The following is a 17411-nucleotide window of genomic DNA, read 5'->3' as shown; positions in this document are numbered from 1 at the left end:
TATCATCCTCTCTTCCCTTCCGGAAGTTTTCCTTCATAATGAGACAATATACTGTGCCTTAAAAAAGATTCAGTGCTGTTTAAGGGCTTATATCGGTGAAAAAAAGATTATTCCTCTTTGAGGGCATTAAGGATCAGCCCAAGATCAATCCATATTATAAGCTCGGTCTTCTCCTCACCGTCAAGATCCGATCTCTCCTTAATGATCCCCCTGACATATGCCTCTTTTGAGAATGCAGAGTCCATTTTGTCAATGGTATTTTCATCTACCTGAATGACAGAGTGAACATTGTCAACGATGATTCCAAGATTTGAGCCTCCTGATTCATCTGACATAAGCACAATTATCTTCTGGTTTTCCCTGTCCTCATTCTCGGGAAGGGCGAGGATCTCATTGAGTTTAATTATGTTTGTAATTTCCCCCCTTAAATTGATGATTCCTGCAATATGCAGCGGCGCCCTTGGGACAGGCGTTATCGGCATCATCTCAACTATCTCTCTTGCCAGATGTATATCGAGTGCATACAGAGTACCCCCGATCTCAAAGACCACCACATCAATAATTGCCATAATTTCTCCTTAATTAAATCTTATTTATCCGTTTTTATCAGTCAATTCTCTCTATCATTACGAGTGATATCAAGGGAACTCCATCTACCTCTTTAATACCAAGTTTATTGAAGAGCACCAGAATCGCAACCGGATTTCCGCCGTGGCTTTTAATATATGAGACTGTTTCGGTCACAGTATTCCCGCTTGTGATGACATCATCGACAATGATGCAGTTCTTGTTTGCCACTTCAGCAAAACTGCTGTTGAGTGAGCCTGCCGGATGCTCTCCGGCTGCGTGTTTCTTCGGGTGAAACATCGTAAAGAGGCAGTTCTCCTCTGCTGCAATGAGAGTTGCAAGCGGAATTCCGGAATGCGCAATTCCTATTACAACTTCCGGCGGACAGTAATCTTCTCCATTATCATCTAAGGAGTAGTAATACCGTTTAATCATCATTAACGCGGAGTCTTTTAACATATCCGCATGTCCGCTTATTGCAGACCAGTCTATTAAAACGTCCTTTGGCGCTTCACTGCCTTTCTGCTGCGTTAAAAGCCAGGTGACGGTCTCTGCGGAGAGGCTCAGTTCATCTGCAATCTGGCTTGTGCTTCTTCCTTCAGAATGCAGCATCTTCGCTTTTCCGACAAGTTCTTCAAGGGATGACATAAGAATAGGATTTGTTTTCAATCATTTAAGCTTTCTTTTGATCTCTGATCCGCAGACATCACATATGCCCGAATCCCCGGCATACCTTCCACATCCGCTGCACCTGTATTTCCATTTTCTGAGTGCAGGTTTTCTCTGCTGGATTGGCTTTACCTCTATGCCGAGATACTGGGCGGTATTTGATACTGCAAAGTCATCGGTTGCAAGCTCAGCCTTCTTCTCTATCGCAAGTGCGATGACTTCAAGATCGGTCTCCGAGAGCACGGTTATATCCTTCGTCTTCTCCGCACCCGCCCTTGCGAGCGCAAGAGACTCTGCCGAAGGTGATTCCACCGATACCATGCACTGACTTAGTGTCTCAAAACGGCATTTTGACCTGAAATCCTTAAGTTCTGAGAGCACCGACGGAGGTATCAGTGCCTTCTCACTGAGCGGGATATCGGTAAAAAAGAATGATGAGTCAAGAATTATCATAATATTTTCTGATTCCGGATATTTTCTTTATTTTTTCGTATTTCGCCGTTTTCATCTCTATACCTGCCTCTCCTTCCGGCTTAATTCCCTGAATTATCCTATTTTATCTCCGGAGTGCATCAGCTATGCACTGGGCAGCTGAGATAACACTTGATGCCGACTCAATCGTATCGGCTGATACAACTGATTTAAGCCCGGAGGAACAGAGTTTTGAGTAGCCGCCCTTTGCAAAGACACCGTGGACGCATGCCGCATGGACACCTGCTGCCCCCTGTGCCATAAGCATTGAAGCCGCGTTTGCAAGTGTGCCGCCTGTTGCGATGATGTCATCAACAAATACAACTTCCCTTCCCTTCGCTTCAATGGTCTTTGGTTCGATCCTTACCTCGGTGCCGGAGAGCCTTGTCTTTACGAGATGGTCACTGTCCCATCCGTTCCCGTCAGCAACTGCCTTTGCAAACTCGGCTGCACCACCGTCCGGTCCAAGGACAAGGGGATTTTCAAGGCCGAGTTCTTTAATGTACCTGCCCATATACGGTGCGAGTGAGAGGTTTTCGGCATCTGTATTAAAGAAATCAAGGACTGACTCTTCGTGGATATTGATTGTATAAATCTTTGAAACATTACGTGACAGTGCGCCTGCAATTGCCCGGCTGCTGATGGGTTCGCCGTCATGAAACTTCTTGTCCTGCCGTGCATATCCCATATACGGAATAACAAGGGTGATTTTTGCCCTCTCGCAGGCATCTATCAGGAGCAGGAGCTGAACAAAAGAGTCGCTGTCAACAATGCTTCCGATTATGGTTATCTCATCGCCAATGCCCTCTGCCCTCAGAAAAAGTTCTCCGTCAGGGAATTTTCGAAACTCAACCGGCAGCAGCTCCGCACCTAAAATCCCGGCTGTTTTTGCCGCGAGAACCTGTGATTTTTCATTTCCGATTATCTTCATTTCAATTACCTGTTCTAGAAAGTACTTAAACTATCACAAAGAATCATTTAAGAACTATCGCTTATGTGAGGTTAACCAGTTAATGGAAAAAGACGATAAAATAAATCCCAATATTGATAATGTCTCTCCTGAGGTCAATATTCAGGGTGGTGCAGGGGAATCTTTGTCACCTGACGAAACCACGGGGAGCATAAATCAGGATAATAACAAGACAATAACAGACAATCCAAATGTATCAGTTGTAGGTTCTGAAGAAATTACGGAGGAGAAGAAAGAAGAGCCGAAGATTAAGCCGGAGGATATTGAGCTTGAAAGCCTCCATTCATCTTCCGAGATTGAGGTGCCCGAAAAGCTCATCGACCAGGTTATAGGTCAGGAGCATGCAGTAGAGGTCATAAAGAAGGCCGCCATCCAGAGGCGTCATGTTATGATGATCGGAACCCCCGGTACCGGCAAATCAATGCTTGCAAAGGCAATGGCCGAACTTCTTCCGAAAGAGGAGATGCAGGATATACTCGTATATCCGAACTCCGAAGACTCTAATAACCCGATAATCAGGTCCGTAAAAGCCGGCAGAGGCAAGGAGATAGTCGCTGCCCACAAAGCAGAGGCGAAGAAGAGGGCGCAGACGAGAAATACCCTTATAATGATTCTTATATTCGGAATCATGGGCTATGCGATAATTACCGGACAGCTCCTTATGGGTATCATCGGAGCTGCCTTCATATTCATGGCACTCCAGTACTCAAGGCCGAAAGAAGAGGCAATGGTGCCAAAACTTCTCGTCTCCAACACACCTGACAGCACAGCACCATACATTGACGGAACAGGATCACATGCCGGCGCACTCCTCGGAGATGTCAGGCACGATCCGTTCCAGTCCGGAGGACTTGAGACACCGGCACATGACCGTGTTGAAGCCGGAGCAATTCACAAGTCCAACAAGGGTGTACTTTTCGTAGATGAGATCAATACACTGACCCCACATTCACAGCAGAATCTGCTTACAGCACTTCAGGAAGGGGAGTTCTCAATCACCGGACAGAGTGAGCGTTCAAGCGGTGCAATGGTCAAGACCGAACCTGTGCCATGCCGTTTCATAATGATAGCAGCCGGAAATCTGGATGCTATGGAGGGCATGCACCCGGCACTGCGTTCAAGGATCAGGGGATATGGTTATGAGGTCTATATGCAGGACACCATGCCTGATACACCTGAGAACCAGAAGAAGTTCATAACATTCGTTGCCCAGGAAGTCAAAAATGATGGCAAGATTCCTCCGTTTGACAGGTCTGCCATTGAGGAAATTATGAGGGAGGCCAGAAGGAGAAGCAACCGCAAGGGTCATCTGACGCTCAAGCTGCGTGACATCGGCGGTCTTATCAGGGTCTCCGGCGATATGGCAAGGCAGGATAATTCAGAGATAACAACAGCTGAGCATGTCTTAAGGGCAAAGGAGATTGCAAAGTCTGTAGAGGATCAGATCTCCGATGAATACACCAGAAGAAGCCGCGAATATGACCTGACAATCGTTGAAGGAACTTCGGTCGGCAGGGTCAACGGCCTTGCAGTCGTTGGCCACGACTCAGGACAGGTGCTCCCGATAATGGCTGAGGCAACCCCGACACAGGGTGCAACAGGCAATGTTATCGCAACCGGACTTTTAAAGGAGATTGCACAGGAGTCTATTAAAAACGTCAGTGCAATCCTGAAGAAGTTTACCGGAAAGGACATCCGGAATATGGATATTCATATCCAGTTTATCGGCACTTACAACGGTGTTGAGGGCGATTCCGCTTCAATCAGTGTTGCAACCGCTGTCATCAGCGCAATTGAGGGTATACCTGTAAGACAGGATGTTGCAATGACTGGTTCTCTCTCTGTAAGGGGCAATGTCCTGCCTATAGGCGGCGCAACCTACAAGATTGAGGCCGCGGCAAAGGCTGGTATAAAGACGGTCATAATTCCGGAATCAAACCTTGATGATGTCCTGATAGAGGACAGATACAGGGATATGGTAGAGATAATTCCGGTCAGCACAATAGAAGAGGTGCTTGAAATCGCTCTTGTGCCTGAGAGGAAGGAGGACTTCATGGAGAAACTGCATAAACTTGCAAATATGAAGCCTTCTGAATTCATCGAGTCTATCTCCGGCAATCTCACCTCTTCAACCGGACTCTGAATAAATTTCAACCAATTTTTTTATTTTTTAATGTTACAGGTGGTCCTGAATGGAAGAACCAAGATATTATGATATAAGGCACACTGCCGGCACTTCCACGCACATTGATATTGACAACGGCGTGGTTGAATCTGCGGGAACATCGTTTTTTGATACCGCAATTCTCCGGGTGCTTGGCATTCACGGGTGGGGGATTGTAACTATTGACAATTACAGTGCAAAGAGCAGAAAGGAGAAGGATGAATACATCAGTCAGGCTCTCCGTCACGCGATGGTGACTGTGGAGGATGTAGAACTCGGTGATGTGAAATCCGGAATTCTGCCAATGCCTGCGATGAAGGAGAACCCTTTATCTGTCCCTCTGGAGGAGAAATGTTCCCTCCTCTCTGCAATAGAGTCGGAGGCCAGAAAGATCGATGGTATTGTAAGCACCCGTGCCGGGTATTCCGAAGGGTCGGGCACTGTCTCATTTGAGAACTCTTCCGGTGCTGAATTTTCATACAGCATATGCCGTTCGGGATACTCTATATCGGCGGTTGCAGGGCGAAACGGTGTGATGCAGGCCGCAAGGGAGAGTGAGCATACAATCTCCGGCCTAAACCTCAGACATAAGGAGAATATGGGCACAAAGGCGGCTGAGAGGGCAGTTGCTCTTCTTGATGCCTCTCCGGCAAAGGGCGGAAAAATGAACGCTGTTCTTGACCCGCAGCTTGCAGGCGTATTTGCTCATGAGGCTATCGGCCACGCAAGTGAGGGCGACCTTGTAAAAGAGGGTATCTCGGTCATTAAGGGAATGATTGGCGAAAAGATCGGCAGTCCGAACCTGACTGTTGTCGATGATCCCACTCTGCATGAATTTGGTTTTATGCCGGTAGATTCCGAGGGTGTTCTTCCGGTCAGGACAGAAATTATCAAAAGCGGCGTTTTAAGTGCATATCTTCACAACCGTCAGACTCTTGCTGTTGTAGGTGACGGCGATGCCGGGCATGCAAGGGGGCAGTCAGGCGAGGTTCCGCTTGTCCGGATGAGCAACACATACATAGAGAACGGCGATTCCTCGTATGATGAGATAATTTCAGAGTGCAGAAACGGAATACTTCTGAAAGGCTCACGCGGCGGTCAGGTCGATCCCGGAAGGGGAGTCTTCCAGTTCAATGCGGAATACGGCTATGTGATAGAGAACGGGGAATTATCAGGGATGGTCAGGGACGTCTCACTTTCGGGAGACATCTTAAAGACCATGCATAATATAGGTCTCTGCGGCAATGACAAAAAAATGACACCCGGATACTGTGGCAAGGGTGGGCAGAGCGTACCTGTTACAGATGGTTCTCCGCATATTCTGCTTAATGATGCTGTGGTAGGTGGTTGCGGTGAATGAAGAAAAAATAAGAGAGATCTCTGATCTTATCATAAGGGAAGGGCGGAAATGTGCTGATGAGGTTGAGATCTTCTTAGCCGGCGGCAGTGGTGTTGAGGCACAGCTTAAGGGTGATTTAATTGGCGAGGCCGGGGGGTCAGAGTCATTCGGTATCGGCATCAGGCTGATTAAAGATGGAAAGATTGGCTCCTCCACGACAGGCAACCCTGACAGATGGCAGGAATGCCTTGCAGCCGCTGAGGCGAGCGCAAAACTTGCGACAGGACAGAAGTGGGAAGGCCTTCCCTCTCCTGTACCTCTAAGCGATATAGATCTGGATATTTTTGACAGCTCCTTAGATCCCGATATTTCGGTTGCGTCATCCTTTATTGAGGAGATGAAAGAGGGTGCCTCGGAGTTTGATGTCAATATCGCCGGCGGAGGTTCTTCTCTTGGAACGGGCTACTCTGTAATCTTAAATTCTGAAGGTGTATTTTATGCCCGGGAAAAGAGCCGCGTTTCTGTCTCCCTTGAGGCAATATCAGGTACATCCACCGGTTATGAATTTGACTCGGCCTGTTTTACAGACAGGATTGACGCAAAGGAGACCGGAAAACAGGCTGCATTTCTTGCCGCCCATTCAGTAAATGCTGAGGAGATTGAATCGGGGCAGTATGATATAATCTTCTCACCTATAGCATTCAGCCAGCTGCTGGGCTCCATACTTCTGCCCTCATTTTCCGGCAGAAACGTCCATTCCAACAGGTCCTTCCTTGCCGGAAAGCTTGGTGAGCAGGTCTTTGATGAATGCCTCTGTGTCTATGACGATCCGATGGACGGCCAGGGGAGCACACTGCTTGATGCAGAGGGTGTTCCGACCCGTAAAATTGATTTTATTGAAAATGGTGTCCTGAAATCCTTTGCATATGATTTAAAGACTGCATACAGATATGGTGAAGAGTCTACCGGAAGTGCAAAGAGGGGCGGCGCCGGGGGACTGCCGTCAATCGGGATGCATAATCTGCATGTTGACGGTGAGAGAAGCAATATCTTCGATGAAAAAGCGCTCTATGTCCATGATGTCGTAGGTGCACACACTGCAAATACAATTACCGGTGACTTTTCACTTGAACTGTCAAATACGTCATGGATGGAATCAGGAGAGTATGGCACTGCTGTACGGTCGGCTATGGTATCCGGTAATTTCTTTGAGATGATGAAGAATATTGCGGGACTTTCAGAGTCTTCAAGAGAGATTGGCTCATCAAAACTTCCGTCGGTGAGGTTTAATACTATACGAATAATTGGTAAGTAACTATGACAGGAGTGAAATCATGATTGGAACAATAATTACAATTCTGATCGCAGTCGGGATTGTATTTTTCATATGGTATATGCTGAAAAATGTCACAACCCTGATAATCAATTCGATTGTCGGTATAATTACTCTGATAGTTGTAAGTCAGTTTGGAATTTTGGGTATGGAGACCTTTAAGGTTACATGGGCATCCGTCATAATCTGTGCTATAGGCGGACTTCCGGGTGCGATACTCTTAATTCTCCTCAATGCAGTTGGAATTGCTGTATAGTTGACAATAAGTTATCTGATAATTTATTGATTCTATCTTTTTTTGCTTGTTCTGCCTGTTCTGGTGATATTTGCATATTGGTTCATGCAGGCTGATATTTCCCGATATTTGCATATTGGTTCATGCAGGCTGATATTTCCCGATATTCAATGAAAACGGATATGTTGATATAGGTGATGTCTCTAGGGTCTCATTTATGGTTGCCGGAAAGGTCCCCGAAATCTTGCCTGAGGCTGATTTCAATGGCAATGGTTGTGTTGATGTCGGAGACTCTGCAAAGATAGCCTGGTACTTCGTTAAAAAGATTAACCAACTCTGAAAAATACTGTTTTTACAGTGCAAAGTTAGATTTTTTATAGATATAATGTCTGGAAACGATTATTAAGGCTTTATACCTGAGATTTCCTGTGAGTATGAGATTGTTATATTCTCACCTGAATTCATCCAGGGGTATTCCGGTGTCTTCTGAAATTTTGTTAAGGATTTTTGGATGTATTATTTTACCCGAATGTATTGGAACAGTAATTCTGATCCCATCCGGGTTTTTGTATATTCTGTGACTCCCGCTCTGCCTGACAGGTACATATCCATGCTTTTTGAGTGTTCCGGATACTTTAGCTGCATCAACACGTGGGGTTCTGCCCATGGTGTCACCCGGGAATTTCTACGGTTGTCAGGCTAATGTGATGTATTTTTGGAATTTCCTGCCCGGATTTTATGATATCTTCAAGATGAAGTATAATGGCATCTTCAATATTTATGAGTACTTCCTCATAAGTGTCGCCCTGAGCATAGCATCCCTGAATTGCGGGTACATGGGCAAAGTAACCGTCTTCGTCCTTTTCAATTATGACACTGTACTGAGTCATCGTTAATTTTTATATTAACGTATCAGATTATATTATTTTGGTATCTGCTCTCTTCCGGATTTTCACGGGATAAAATAATTTTCAGTGTCTGCCCAAAAATAACAAAAATCAGAGTGATCAGAATATCCCGGCCTCTGAATATACATTCACTTTATCTTCCATTATCTCGTAAGGTTTGATCTCCCTTGAATGGTTTGAGCGCCTCATCTTTACCACTTCAACTGCTGTATGGACCTCTGAGAGATCAGACGGGCGTATGTATCTGAGAATTACAACGGCGTCTGCGAGATATTCAACAAGGCCATACTTGCTTGAGAAGAAATCACCTTTTTCAGACTCCGTTGTCATTACATAAGTGCATTCCATCTTTCTCAGCAGTTCAAACAGCCTGAACATCTCTTTTCTTCTGAGTGCTTCGTCATCAAAGAGTCCTTCAAAGAGAGATATAGGATCAATTACGACTCTTTTTGCATTGACGCTCTTTATAAGGTCAGGAAGTTCGTTCTTTATGCTGTTTATGGATATATTGAAGTCAGTCGGGTCAAGTTTGAGGACGAAGAATGATTTGTCCTTATATGGTTCGATGTCATAACCCCGGTCATCAATCTTCTCGTATATTATATCGGCATCCTCTTCAAGACTGATAAATACTCCCGGTTCATCATTTTTAAGACCTTCATAGAGAAATTCAAGGGCAAATGTTGTCTTACCTGTACCATATGTCCCGATTATGGTGCATATGCTCTCTTTAATTATTCCTCCGCCCATCATCTCGTCAAGGCCGGGAATTCCCATAAATATTCTCTCTTTTTTCATATGACTACCCTGATATTGCTGACTTCAAAACCTGCCTCAGGTGAGATCTTTACCCCGAACTTTACAAGGTCATTCTCTTCAAGGTGGGGCATAACTCCGGCAAACTTCTCAAAGAACATAATCCTCTGGCGTTTCCTGCCTGAACTCTCTTCCCATGAGAAGTTTACAAGTGCATCGCAGCAGTCTGCTATCTCCATGAACTTCTGTTCCGGAAGTATGCCTTCTGATATCAGGATCATAATTGTAGAATTCCACTTCTTTGAAATTCTCTGTAGCCCTCTTAAAAATCCGACAATCTCCTTCCATCCGTTGGGGTCGCTAAATCCCGTTGCGACATCAGATATTGAATCTATTATTATGAGGCTTTTATCCGGCAGTTCGTTAAGTTTTGCGGCAAGTGCACCTATGAGGCTGTCATCGCTCGATTTTTTCTGGAACCTCTCAAGTATTGTTGAATCGGAGTACCATCCGGTTGGCACTATCGTTGATTCAAAGTATATCTCGGAAAGGTCTATAAACCTGACATTTTCCTCTATTCCCACGATCAGATCTTTCTTAAATGAGAGTGAAATCTCTTTTAGAATTGATGATGAAAGCCTTGTGAATGTAATATATGCTATCTCTCCCGGAAGAATTGTGTTCTCCCTAATCTGGCCGGATTTTTTCATGTTTGCAAGGAATATTATAGAACTGTACACAAATTCCCTGTTCCCTGACCCCTGGGTGCCTGAAAGAAGAACTACTGACCCCGGGGGAATGCCGCCGTCCAGTACCGGGTCAAGTGAGGAAATTCCGGTTGGCATTCTCTCTGCCGTAACCTCTTCCATAATAATTAACTAATAGGTGGTTTTTTATCTAAATATTGTGTTTGTAGATCAGAGGTAAGTTGATGCATGGTGCGGGCCTTAAAGGTACAATCCGCGGAAAAATTCGTATGAATGTATCTGTTTTTATCCGGGTCAATAAAATAGATTATATACCAGTTAATTGCAATTGAAGTTATCAGATAAGCCTGCAATATCATATATTAATATTATTTCATAGTCAGAGGAGAAGGTGTAAGGTTTTGGCATTTAAGTGGTTTGGGAAGAATAAAGGGGATAAAGAGAATTCTGTACGGAAAGAGGATGATATTGAACTACATGATCTTTTAAACCGGACGTCCGGCGAAGCATACGGGAAAGAGACCCGGGGTTTTGGCCCGGATAATTCAGAAGGCATAACAGAACCGGTGGATTATGGTCCGCCGGAATCCACAGAAGAGGGTGAGAAGGCCGGAGTTCCTGAAGGGGCAGAGAATCCTGAAATGTTTGAGTTTCATAATCTGTCAGACTCTGCCGTTTCTGATGGCAGCGGTCAAACCGCTCCTTCTCCTTCGCCCTCAGCTGCCGGGCCTTTATGGCCTGTAATCTCCCGCAGACCTGAAAGTTCTGCTGTGTCTTCCGGAAATCCTGCCGGTGCAGATAATGATTATTCTGAAGTATCTTCCGGCTCTCCTGAAATCTCTTCATTTTCAGAAATCCCGGAGAACGATGCTGAGACGTCACCTGGATTTTCAGCCGTTTCTTCAGCTGATTCTTCTGATTCCCCTTCTTCAGAAGCTCTCTCTGCCTCTCCTAAGACTTCAGAACCTGCTTCTTCAGAACCTTCGCCTGAATCTCCTGTGGATGACAGCGGTGGTGCTGCCCCTGTGCTCCCGGCTGACGGTGATACTTCCCCTGTAATCTCTTCAGAAGCTCTCTCTGCCTCTCCTAAGACTTCAGAACCTGCTTCTTCAGAACCTTCGCCTGAATCTCCTGTGGATGACAGCGGTGGTGCTGCCCCTGTGCTCCCGGCTGACGGTGATACTTCCCCTGAAATTTCTTCAGAAGCTCTCTCTGTCTCCCCTGAGACTTCAGAACCTGCTTCTCCAGAACCTTCGCCTGAACCTCCTGCGGATGACAGCGGTGATGCTGCCCCTGTGCTCCCGGCTGACGGTGATACTTCCCCTGAAATTCCCCCCGAAATCTCTCCAGAAGCTCTCTCTGTCTCCCCTGAGACTTCCGGTAATGGTGGCAGTCTTTTGGATGATGCGGATGAAGCACCTTCTGAAGAGCCGGCAGGTACTTTATCAGAGTCCCGGTCAGAAGAGATTACTCCGGTTATAAGGGATGAAAATCCCGCTGAGGCTGCTGTATTTATTCCGGGCGGCAGCACTGCCCCTTTAATTCCTGAAATTGAACCTGAAGATTCGGGCATGGGACCGGGCAATGATAAAGGGAAGAAAAAATCGTTTGGAGGACTTTTTGGCAGAAAAAAGAGACCTGATAAAAAAGACTCCCTTCTCAATACCCTGAACGGTGAAATACCGGTAAAGAAAGGCTTACTGTCCGGATTTAGCGTCAAAAAAAGAGAGCCTGTAAGATTTTACCACCCTGAGACTGACGAAACTCTTCTCGATGCCAAAATTCCGGACGGCTACGAAGAAGTTGAGAGCTACTGGATAGAGGAGGGAGCAACAAAGGTTATCATCGGAAAAAATGTAGTGTCCGGCTTAAATGAATATCTTCTCTTTGAACCCGCGCTTACAGAGTTTGAGCACGAACTTGCAGAAAGGCTTTATGAGGATATGCGAGACGTGCTTATTCTTACGGATGAAGATCTCCTGAAGGACAGAAAGGAAGTTCTTATGGAGAAGATGGCAGATCTTCTGAAGGAATACCATGTTTCCCTTGAGGACAATTCTCTCTTTAAACTCCAGTACTACCTGATCAGGAATTTCCTCGGCTGGTCAAAGCTTGAACCTCTTATAAAAGATCCAAACATTGAGGACATATCCTGTGACGGTGCCGATATTCCGATCTTCCTCTATCACAGGAGGTACCACAATGTGAAGACAAACCTGAAGTTTGAGGAGGAGATGCTGTACTCACTTGCAATCACCCTTGCCCAGAGGTCTGGCAAGCACATATCGGTATCTCAGCCCATGCTTGATGCTACAATGCCGGACGGCTCCAGACTTCAGCTGACACTTGGGAAAGAGGTTACAAGCCGGGGTACATCTTTTACAATCAGAAAGTTCAGGGAGGAGCCTTTCACCCCGGTTGAACTGATTGAACTCAATACTTTCAGCATAGATGAACTGGTATATTTCTGGCTTGGTATTGAGAACAACAAAAGTCTTCTCTTTGTCGGTGGCACAGCAAGCGGAAAGACAACCTCACTCAATGCCGTATCCCTCTTCATTCCTCCGATTGCGAAGGTCGTCAGCATTGAGGATACAAGGGAGATTACTCTCTTTCATGACAACTGGATCGCAAGCGTCACCAGAGAGTCCGTAAGTGAGTCAAACGCTTCAAAGATTGATATGTTTGACCTATTAAAAGCCGCAATGAGACAAAGGCCGGAATACATCCTTGTCGGTGAAGTGAGGGGTATGGAGGCCCAAACGCTCTTTCAGGCGATGAATACCGGACATACAACCTTTTCGACACTTCACGCAAACAATGTCGATGCTGCCATACACAGGCTTGAGAATCCTCCTTTAAATGTTCCGAGAAATATGGTTCAGGCGCTTGATATTGTGAGTATCCAGTCACTCATCTACAGGGGGCAGGACAGGGTGAGACGTTCGATGGAGATCGTTGAAATTATAGGAATAGATCCTTCAACAGGAAGTATGAGGGTCAATACCGTCTTTGAATATGATCCCATCTCAGACCGCCATAGCTATAAGGGAAGATCACAGGTTTACTCAAATATAATGGAGATACGTGGGTGGAGCAATCAGGAGATGTCTGAAGAGGTTGAGAAAAGGATGAAGATACTTGATGCCATGCATGACCAGGGTATGAGGGACTATATCTCATTTACACGGGTTGTGCAGTCCTATGCGATAAATCCGGGAAAAGTTCTTGAAAATCTCGATGACCTTAAGAAGGCACTGATATGATAATTGACAGGTATGTTGACCGGAAAATCTCACGGAATAAGGATGCCTATCTCACACTTCATGGCGATCTGGTGTCATCCAGGAGCGGTATTACTCTGCACCGGTTCCTCAGTTATGCAATAATCATATCACTCTGTGCCGGGCTGGCGCTTGGTGTTGCAGGATATCTGGTCTCTTCCCTTTTTTTTATTCCGGGATTTCAGCTTCAGATATACAATGTTTTTAACCTACCCACCCCTGATTATTCATTTGTAGGTAATATGCGCCTGTATGTAGGAATATTTGCATTTCTGGTAGCTTTTGTTATCGGGACATTTTTTTCGTATTTTATCATGCTGATTTTTCCCGGAATGCAGAAGAATGCACGTGCCACCAAGATCAATCTCACACTGCACAACGCGGTCTCATATCTTTATGCTATGAGGAGAGGCGGGGCAGAACTCCTCACAATTTTTAAATCAATATCTGACAATGCTGACATTTACGGTGAAGTTGCAATTGAATTCAGACAGGTTGTAAGGGATGCCGAGTATTTTGGCCTTGATATCCTTGCAGCTCTCAGAAACCTGAGCCTTACGACCCCCTCTGAGAAGTTTAAGGATTTCCTTGAGGATCTGATTTCGGTGATAAACAGCGGAGGCAATGTTTCCACCTATCTTGAGACCCGTGTTCGTCTCTATCAGGATGAGGCAAGGTTTGAGCAGAAGCAGTTTCTCTCACTGCTCCAGATGGTGGCTGAGAGTTATGTGACCGTTTTTGTGGCAGGCCCTCTCTTTCTGATAATTATTATGGTTGTGATGGGTATGGTCGGCAGTTCTGCTACCCTTCAGCTTACTGCAATAACCTATCTTCTTCTTCCTATAGGCGCGGTCATGTTCATGCTCTTTCTGGATATGGTCAGTATAAAGGATGAAAAGGTTGAGAGGTACGAGAAAGCGACCGAACTGAAGGAATTTTCTGATGTTGCAATTGTCAGGATTCCCGGCGGTGAAGAGGAGAAATTTAAGGACCTTGAAAAATATGAACGGTCAAGGAAAATTAAGGAATTCTTAAAAGACCCTCTGAAATGGTTTGAAGATCGGGCGGAGCGCATCCTTTATGTAACAGTTCCTATTGCAGCAGTTTATCTGCTTTTACTCTTCCTGAATACCCCGCATTATTCTGATTCTGAGATATATTACGCAGTCATTGACGATCACCTGATCATTGCGCTTCTGATTGTTCTGCTGCCATATGCGATATTTGTCGAACTGTGGAGGAAGAGGGTCAGGAGCATTGAGGGGAGCACCCCGGATTTCCTTGACAGACTTGCCGGAATCAACCGTGTGGGAATGACGATTGCCGGAGCAATCGGGATTCTTGTCAGGGCCAATCTTGGTCTTATCTCATATGAGATTAAGAGAATCAAGAGGGATATAGACTGGGGAGCAAGTGTAAATGATGCCCTTTACAGGTTTGAGAAGAGGATTAAGACTGCAACCATTGCAAGAACGGTTACTCTGATAACAAAGGCAAGTGAGATGAGCGGGGACATCGGGGAGGTGTTAAACATTGCATCCAGCGATGCCAGAATGACTGAGACTCTGAAAAAAGAGAGGAACGGAGAGATGTTCATCTATACGGTCATCATATATCTGGCATTCTTCGTCTTTGTCTTTGTAGTATCAGTTCTGAATACAAATTTCCTCTCCATTATCGAAAATATGGCTGAAACCGGTGCATCGGGCGCTTCTGTTGGAGCATCCGGCGGTGCTTTTTCCCAGACATCCACAATGGCAGTCGACTCATTCAGGAGGCTTATGTACCATACATGCCTGATACAGGCCTTCTTCTCCGGACTTATAGCCGGACAGATGGGTGAAGGGTCTGTTAAGGCCGGAATTAAGCATGTTGTTATTCTCCTGCTGGTTGCGCTTATAATATTCAATCTATTCATCTGATTTTTTAAAATTTTCTGCCTGCAATATTTCTGTGCCTGTGAATGCCGGAGGGCTTAAGAAATATTGTCACACTCAAAACGACTATATACCATTTTTTGCAATAGTAACGTAGATATCTTCTAAGTTCTGCTTTCTTATTGACGGCAGTCTGGTTTGTGTTTGTGATGCGGGAGAATTCTGAAGCTTTTACAGGCCTTGAGGCCGCAATAGTCCTGATTGCATTCGTAGTTGTGGCTTCGGTCTTTTCATTTGCCGTAATCGGGGCAGGCTATTTTACAACTCAGACTACAGAGAGGGTGCTGTACTCCACTATTTCGCAGACCGGTTCCACTCCTGTTCTTCTCGGCAGTGTACACGGGATTAAAAAGGAGGGTGTTGACGGAATAGGTGCAATCCGGTTTAATGTCGGAATATCTTCCGGTAATAATCCCATCTCTTTTGAGAATATGGTTCTGCTTTACAGTACCTCTGAATATCTGAGAACATATGATCAGAATGTCCCTTTTTATGACAGTACTATGATAGATGAAGGATACTGGGGGATTATTGATATTAAACCCGCAACCGCAGCGGGGGACACATATCTTGAGGCTAATGAGGTTTATACTGTCTATCTCAATCTGACTGACGGTGAGGAACTTGAACCCGGGCAGGACTTCAGAATTGAGATGAATTCCCCTAAAACCACGACATTTATCATTCACAGGAGTGCCCCCTGGGGAATTGACAATATAAATGTCCTTTCATAATGGATATATCCGGATTATTCCGGAGGATTTTTTCTTTTGAATATGAATGACAGTCTGAATTCCGGTGAAATAAATCAGAGGAAGAAAAATGTCGCCGCTCTTTCAGTTATATCAAACTCCGTTCTTGTTGTTTTTAAGCTTATAGCCGGAATTTCAATAGGATCAATTGGTATCATCTCTGAGGCGATCCATTCAGGAATTGACCTGATTGCTTCGGGGATTGCGTTTATCTCTGTAAAGAAATCAGGGATGCCTCCTGATAAGTGCCATGCGTATGGTCATGGTAAATATGAGGACATCTCCGGAATGGCCGAGGCGCTTTTAATCTTCGCAGCCGCAGGGATCATTCTCTGGGAGGCACTTCAGAAACTGGTATTTGGCGGAGAATTACTATCTGAGGAATTTCTTACAGTCGGTATCATTGTGATGCTCATTTCTGCATGTGCAAACTGGATTGTCTCTTCCAGATTATTTAAGGTTGCAGATGAAACCGGTTCAATCGCCCTTGAAAGTGATGGATGGCACCTGAGAACCGATGTTTATACATCCCTTGGTGTATTTTCCGGTCTGATTCTCATAAAGATAACAGGACTTGAGATAATTGATCCGCTAATTGCAGTCGGAATTTCACTGATAATTATTCATACTGCATATGGTCTTGTAAAGAGGTCATTCTGGGATTTAACTGATAAATCCCTGCCGCCTGAGGATGCCCGTGAAATAGAGAATATTATCCTTCAGTACTGCGGGGAATCGTGCAGTTACGCCAGAATCAGGACGAGGAAATCCGGCCCTGACAGGCATGTTGAGTTTGATCTGATTGTTCCTCCGGATATGGATGTGGTGAGTGCACATGCCCTCACCGAAAAGATTGAGGAGCATTTCTACAGGCATTACGGGCAGATTTATGTCACCATTCATATCGAACCGGATAAGAGATGATTCGGGCTGTGACACAATGCCCAAACGTTATAGAAATAAGCCCAATATGCCCTTTAATTGGAGGCATGCATAAATAACATGAGTTTGCAGTTGTAGTTCTGTCACAGCCTGGATTCCTGTTTTTACTGAAGTTTATGCCAATACTGATCTTAAATGCCAGATTTAACCTGATGTTGAATCTTAAAATTTCAATTTTTTTCAAAACATTTATCCGGTGTTCTGACTATATTGAAAACTATGTGTTCTGTAGGCGGACCAATGGATGTAGAACTTGCTGAGCGTCTCAAAGGTAAAAAGTACCGCTGCAATGACTGTGGTACAACATTTGAGGCTGTGGGCAGGCATCCGGTATGTCCTTCATGTCAGTCTGAAAATGTGACTCTGGTATGACCGGG

The 17411-nt window shown here is 45.2% G+C and carries 17 protein-coding genes; 9 read left to right on the top strand and 8 right to left on the bottom strand.

The genetic code is table 11. The features are described from left to right. Positions 1-107 precede the first annotated feature (107 nt). The 4 genes from METLIM_RS05430 to METLIM_RS05415 form a co-directional block, all read right to left on the bottom strand. A complete protein-coding gene (locus METLIM_RS05430) occupies positions 108-569 on the bottom strand; it encodes a chemotaxis protein CheW (RefSeq protein ID WP_004076920.1) in 462 nt (153 codons plus the stop codon). 37 nt (positions 570-606) lie between these two features. Next, entirely contained in the window at positions 607-1215 is a 609-nt protein-coding gene (locus tag METLIM_RS05425; RefSeq protein ID WP_004076918.1) for an orotate phosphoribosyltransferase-like protein, read from the bottom strand. 21 nt (positions 1216-1236) lie between these two features. Beyond that, positions 1237-1689 carry an NOB1 family endonuclease gene (locus METLIM_RS05420; RefSeq protein WP_004076917.1) on the bottom strand — a complete coding sequence of 151 codons (453 nt, stop codon included), beginning with the start codon at positions 1687-1689 and terminating at the stop codon, positions 1237-1239. A 103-nt stretch (positions 1690-1792) separates the two neighbouring features. Continuing rightward, positions 1793-2638, bottom strand: a complete 846-nt coding sequence (locus tag METLIM_RS05415; RefSeq protein ID WP_004076916.1) for a ribose-phosphate diphosphokinase — start codon at positions 2636-2638, stop codon at positions 1793-1795. 82 nt (positions 2639-2720) lie between these two features. Between METLIM_RS05415 and lonB the strand changes: the two genes are divergently transcribed. Genes lonB through METLIM_RS05395 form a run of 4 tightly spaced genes read left to right on the top strand, consistent with a single transcriptional unit; the run spans position 2721 to position 7769 of the window. After that, positions 2721-4820 carry an ATP-dependent protease LonB gene (gene lonB / locus METLIM_RS05410; RefSeq protein WP_004076915.1) on the top strand — a complete coding sequence of 700 codons (2100 nt, stop codon included), beginning with the start codon at positions 2721-2723 and terminating at the stop codon, positions 4818-4820. Positions 4821-4869: 49 nt separating this feature from the next. Beyond that, on the top strand, positions 4870-6201 hold the full coding sequence (locus METLIM_RS05405; protein ID WP_004076914.1) for a TldD/PmbA family protein: 1332 nt from the start codon (positions 4870-4872) through the stop codon (positions 6199-6201). Then, positions 6194-7495, top strand: coding sequence for a TldD/PmbA family protein (locus tag METLIM_RS05400; protein WP_004076913.1), 1302 nt, complete (start codon positions 6194-6196; stop codon positions 7493-7495). The genes METLIM_RS05405 and METLIM_RS05400 overlap by 8 nt, the downstream gene beginning before the upstream one ends. Before the next feature lie 19 nt (positions 7496-7514). Next, positions 7515-7769, top strand: a complete 255-nt coding sequence (locus tag METLIM_RS05395; protein WP_004076912.1) for a pro-sigmaK processing inhibitor BofA family protein — start codon at positions 7515-7517, stop codon at positions 7767-7769. Between the two features lie 430 nt (positions 7770-8199). On the opposite strand, the gene METLIM_RS05390 is transcribed toward METLIM_RS05395, so the two are convergent. The 4 genes from METLIM_RS05390 to METLIM_RS05375 form a co-directional block, all read right to left on the bottom strand. Further along, complete coding sequence (locus METLIM_RS05390) at positions 8200-8415, bottom strand: type II toxin-antitoxin system HicA family toxin (protein ID WP_004076910.1); 216 nt, start codon at positions 8413-8415, stop codon at positions 8200-8202. A 4-nt stretch (positions 8416-8419) separates the two neighbouring features. After that, positions 8420-8638, bottom strand: coding sequence for a type II toxin-antitoxin system HicB family antitoxin (locus METLIM_RS05385; RefSeq protein ID WP_004076909.1), 219 nt, complete (start codon positions 8636-8638; stop codon positions 8420-8422). Between the two features lie 117 nt (positions 8639-8755). Beyond that, a complete protein-coding gene (locus METLIM_RS05380) occupies positions 8756-9454 on the bottom strand; it encodes a KaiC domain-containing protein (protein ID WP_004076908.1) in 699 nt (232 codons plus the stop codon). Next, complete coding sequence (locus tag METLIM_RS05375) at positions 9451-10281, bottom strand: RAD55 family ATPase (RefSeq protein ID WP_004076907.1); 831 nt, start codon at positions 10279-10281, stop codon at positions 9451-9453. Before METLIM_RS05375 ends, METLIM_RS05380 begins: the two co-directional genes overlap by 4 nt. Positions 10282-10520: 239 nt before the next feature. Here METLIM_RS05375 and METLIM_RS17615 point away from each other — a divergent pair, with 239 nt between their 5' ends. The 5 genes from METLIM_RS17615 (at position 10521) to METLIM_RS16500 (ending at position 17406) form a co-directional block, all read left to right on the top strand. Further along, positions 10521-13385, top strand: a complete 2865-nt coding sequence (locus METLIM_RS17615; protein WP_004076905.1) for a type II/IV secretion system ATPase subunit — start codon at positions 10521-10523, stop codon at positions 13383-13385. After that, on the top strand, positions 13382-15325 hold the full coding sequence (locus METLIM_RS05365) for a type II secretion system F family protein (protein WP_004076904.1): 1944 nt from the start codon (positions 13382-13384) through the stop codon (positions 15323-15325). The genes METLIM_RS17615 and METLIM_RS05365 overlap by 4 nt, the downstream gene beginning before the upstream one ends. Positions 15326-15489: 164 nt before the next feature. Continuing rightward, positions 15490-16074, top strand: a complete 585-nt coding sequence (locus METLIM_RS05360; RefSeq protein WP_004076903.1) for an archaellin/type IV pilin N-terminal domain-containing protein — start codon at positions 15490-15492, stop codon at positions 16072-16074. A 42-nt stretch (positions 16075-16116) separates the two neighbouring features. After that, positions 16117-17016, top strand: a complete 900-nt coding sequence (locus tag METLIM_RS05355) for a cation diffusion facilitator family transporter (RefSeq protein ID WP_048145639.1) — start codon at positions 16117-16119, stop codon at positions 17014-17016. A 228-nt stretch (positions 17017-17244) separates the two neighbouring features. Further along, on the top strand, positions 17245-17406 hold the full coding sequence (locus METLIM_RS16500; protein WP_157202234.1) for a hypothetical protein: 162 nt from the start codon (positions 17245-17247) through the stop codon (positions 17404-17406). The last annotated feature ends 5 nt before the right edge of the window (positions 17407-17411 follow it).

The sequence above is a fragment of the Methanoplanus limicola DSM 2279 genome (assembly GCF_000243255.1).
In the GTDB taxonomy this organism is placed as follows: domain Archaea; phylum Halobacteriota; class Methanomicrobia; order Methanomicrobiales; family Methanomicrobiaceae; genus Methanoplanus; species Methanoplanus limicola.
Note: the sequence above shows the minus strand (reverse complement) of the source record. Positions and strands in the feature narration are given on the sequence as shown.

What these genes read in the sequence shown, in the direction of transcription:
- METLIM_RS05380 (WP_004076908.1), bottom strand. Translation starts at nt 9,454, where the DNA reads ATGAAAAAAGAGAGAATATTTATGGGAATTCCCGGCCTTGACGAGATG.
- METLIM_RS05425 (WP_004076918.1), bottom strand. Translation starts at nt 1,215, where the DNA reads ATGTCATCCCTTGAAGAACTTGTCGGAAAAGCGAAGATGCTGCATTCT.
- METLIM_RS05415 (WP_004076916.1), bottom strand. Translation starts at nt 2,638, where the DNA reads ATGAAGATAATCGGAAATGAAAAATCACAGGTTCTCGCGGCAAAAACA.
- METLIM_RS05395 (WP_004076912.1), top strand. Translation starts at nt 7,515, where the DNA reads ATGATTGGAACAATAATTACAATTCTGATCGCAGTCGGGATTGTATTT.
- METLIM_RS05430 (WP_004076920.1), bottom strand. Translation starts at nt 569, where the DNA reads ATGGCAATTATTGATGTGGTGGTCTTTGAGATCGGGGGTACTCTGTAT.
- lonB (WP_004076915.1), top strand. Translation starts at nt 2,721, where the DNA reads ATGGAAAAAGACGATAAAATAAATCCCAATATTGATAATGTCTCTCCT.
- METLIM_RS05405 (WP_004076914.1), top strand. Translation starts at nt 4,870, where the DNA reads ATGGAAGAACCAAGATATTATGATATAAGGCACACTGCCGGCACTTCC.
- METLIM_RS05420 (WP_004076917.1), bottom strand. Translation starts at nt 1,689, where the DNA reads ATGATAATTCTTGACTCATCATTCTTTTTTACCGATATCCCGCTCAGT.
- METLIM_RS05360 (WP_004076903.1), top strand. Translation starts at nt 15,490, where the DNA reads ATGCGGGAGAATTCTGAAGCTTTTACAGGCCTTGAGGCCGCAATAGTC.
- METLIM_RS05390 (WP_004076910.1), bottom strand. Translation starts at nt 8,415, where the DNA reads ATGGGCAGAACCCCACGTGTTGATGCAGCTAAAGTATCCGGAACACTC.
- METLIM_RS05355 (WP_048145639.1), top strand. Translation starts at nt 16,117, where the DNA reads ATGAATGACAGTCTGAATTCCGGTGAAATAAATCAGAGGAAGAAAAAT.
- METLIM_RS05365 (WP_004076904.1), top strand. Translation starts at nt 13,382, where the DNA reads ATGATAATTGACAGGTATGTTGACCGGAAAATCTCACGGAATAAGGAT.
- METLIM_RS05375 (WP_004076907.1), bottom strand. Translation starts at nt 10,281, where the DNA reads ATGGAAGAGGTTACGGCAGAGAGAATGCCAACCGGAATTTCCTCACTT.
- METLIM_RS05385 (WP_004076909.1), bottom strand. Translation starts at nt 8,638, where the DNA reads ATGACTCAGTACAGTGTCATAATTGAAAAGGACGAAGACGGTTACTTT.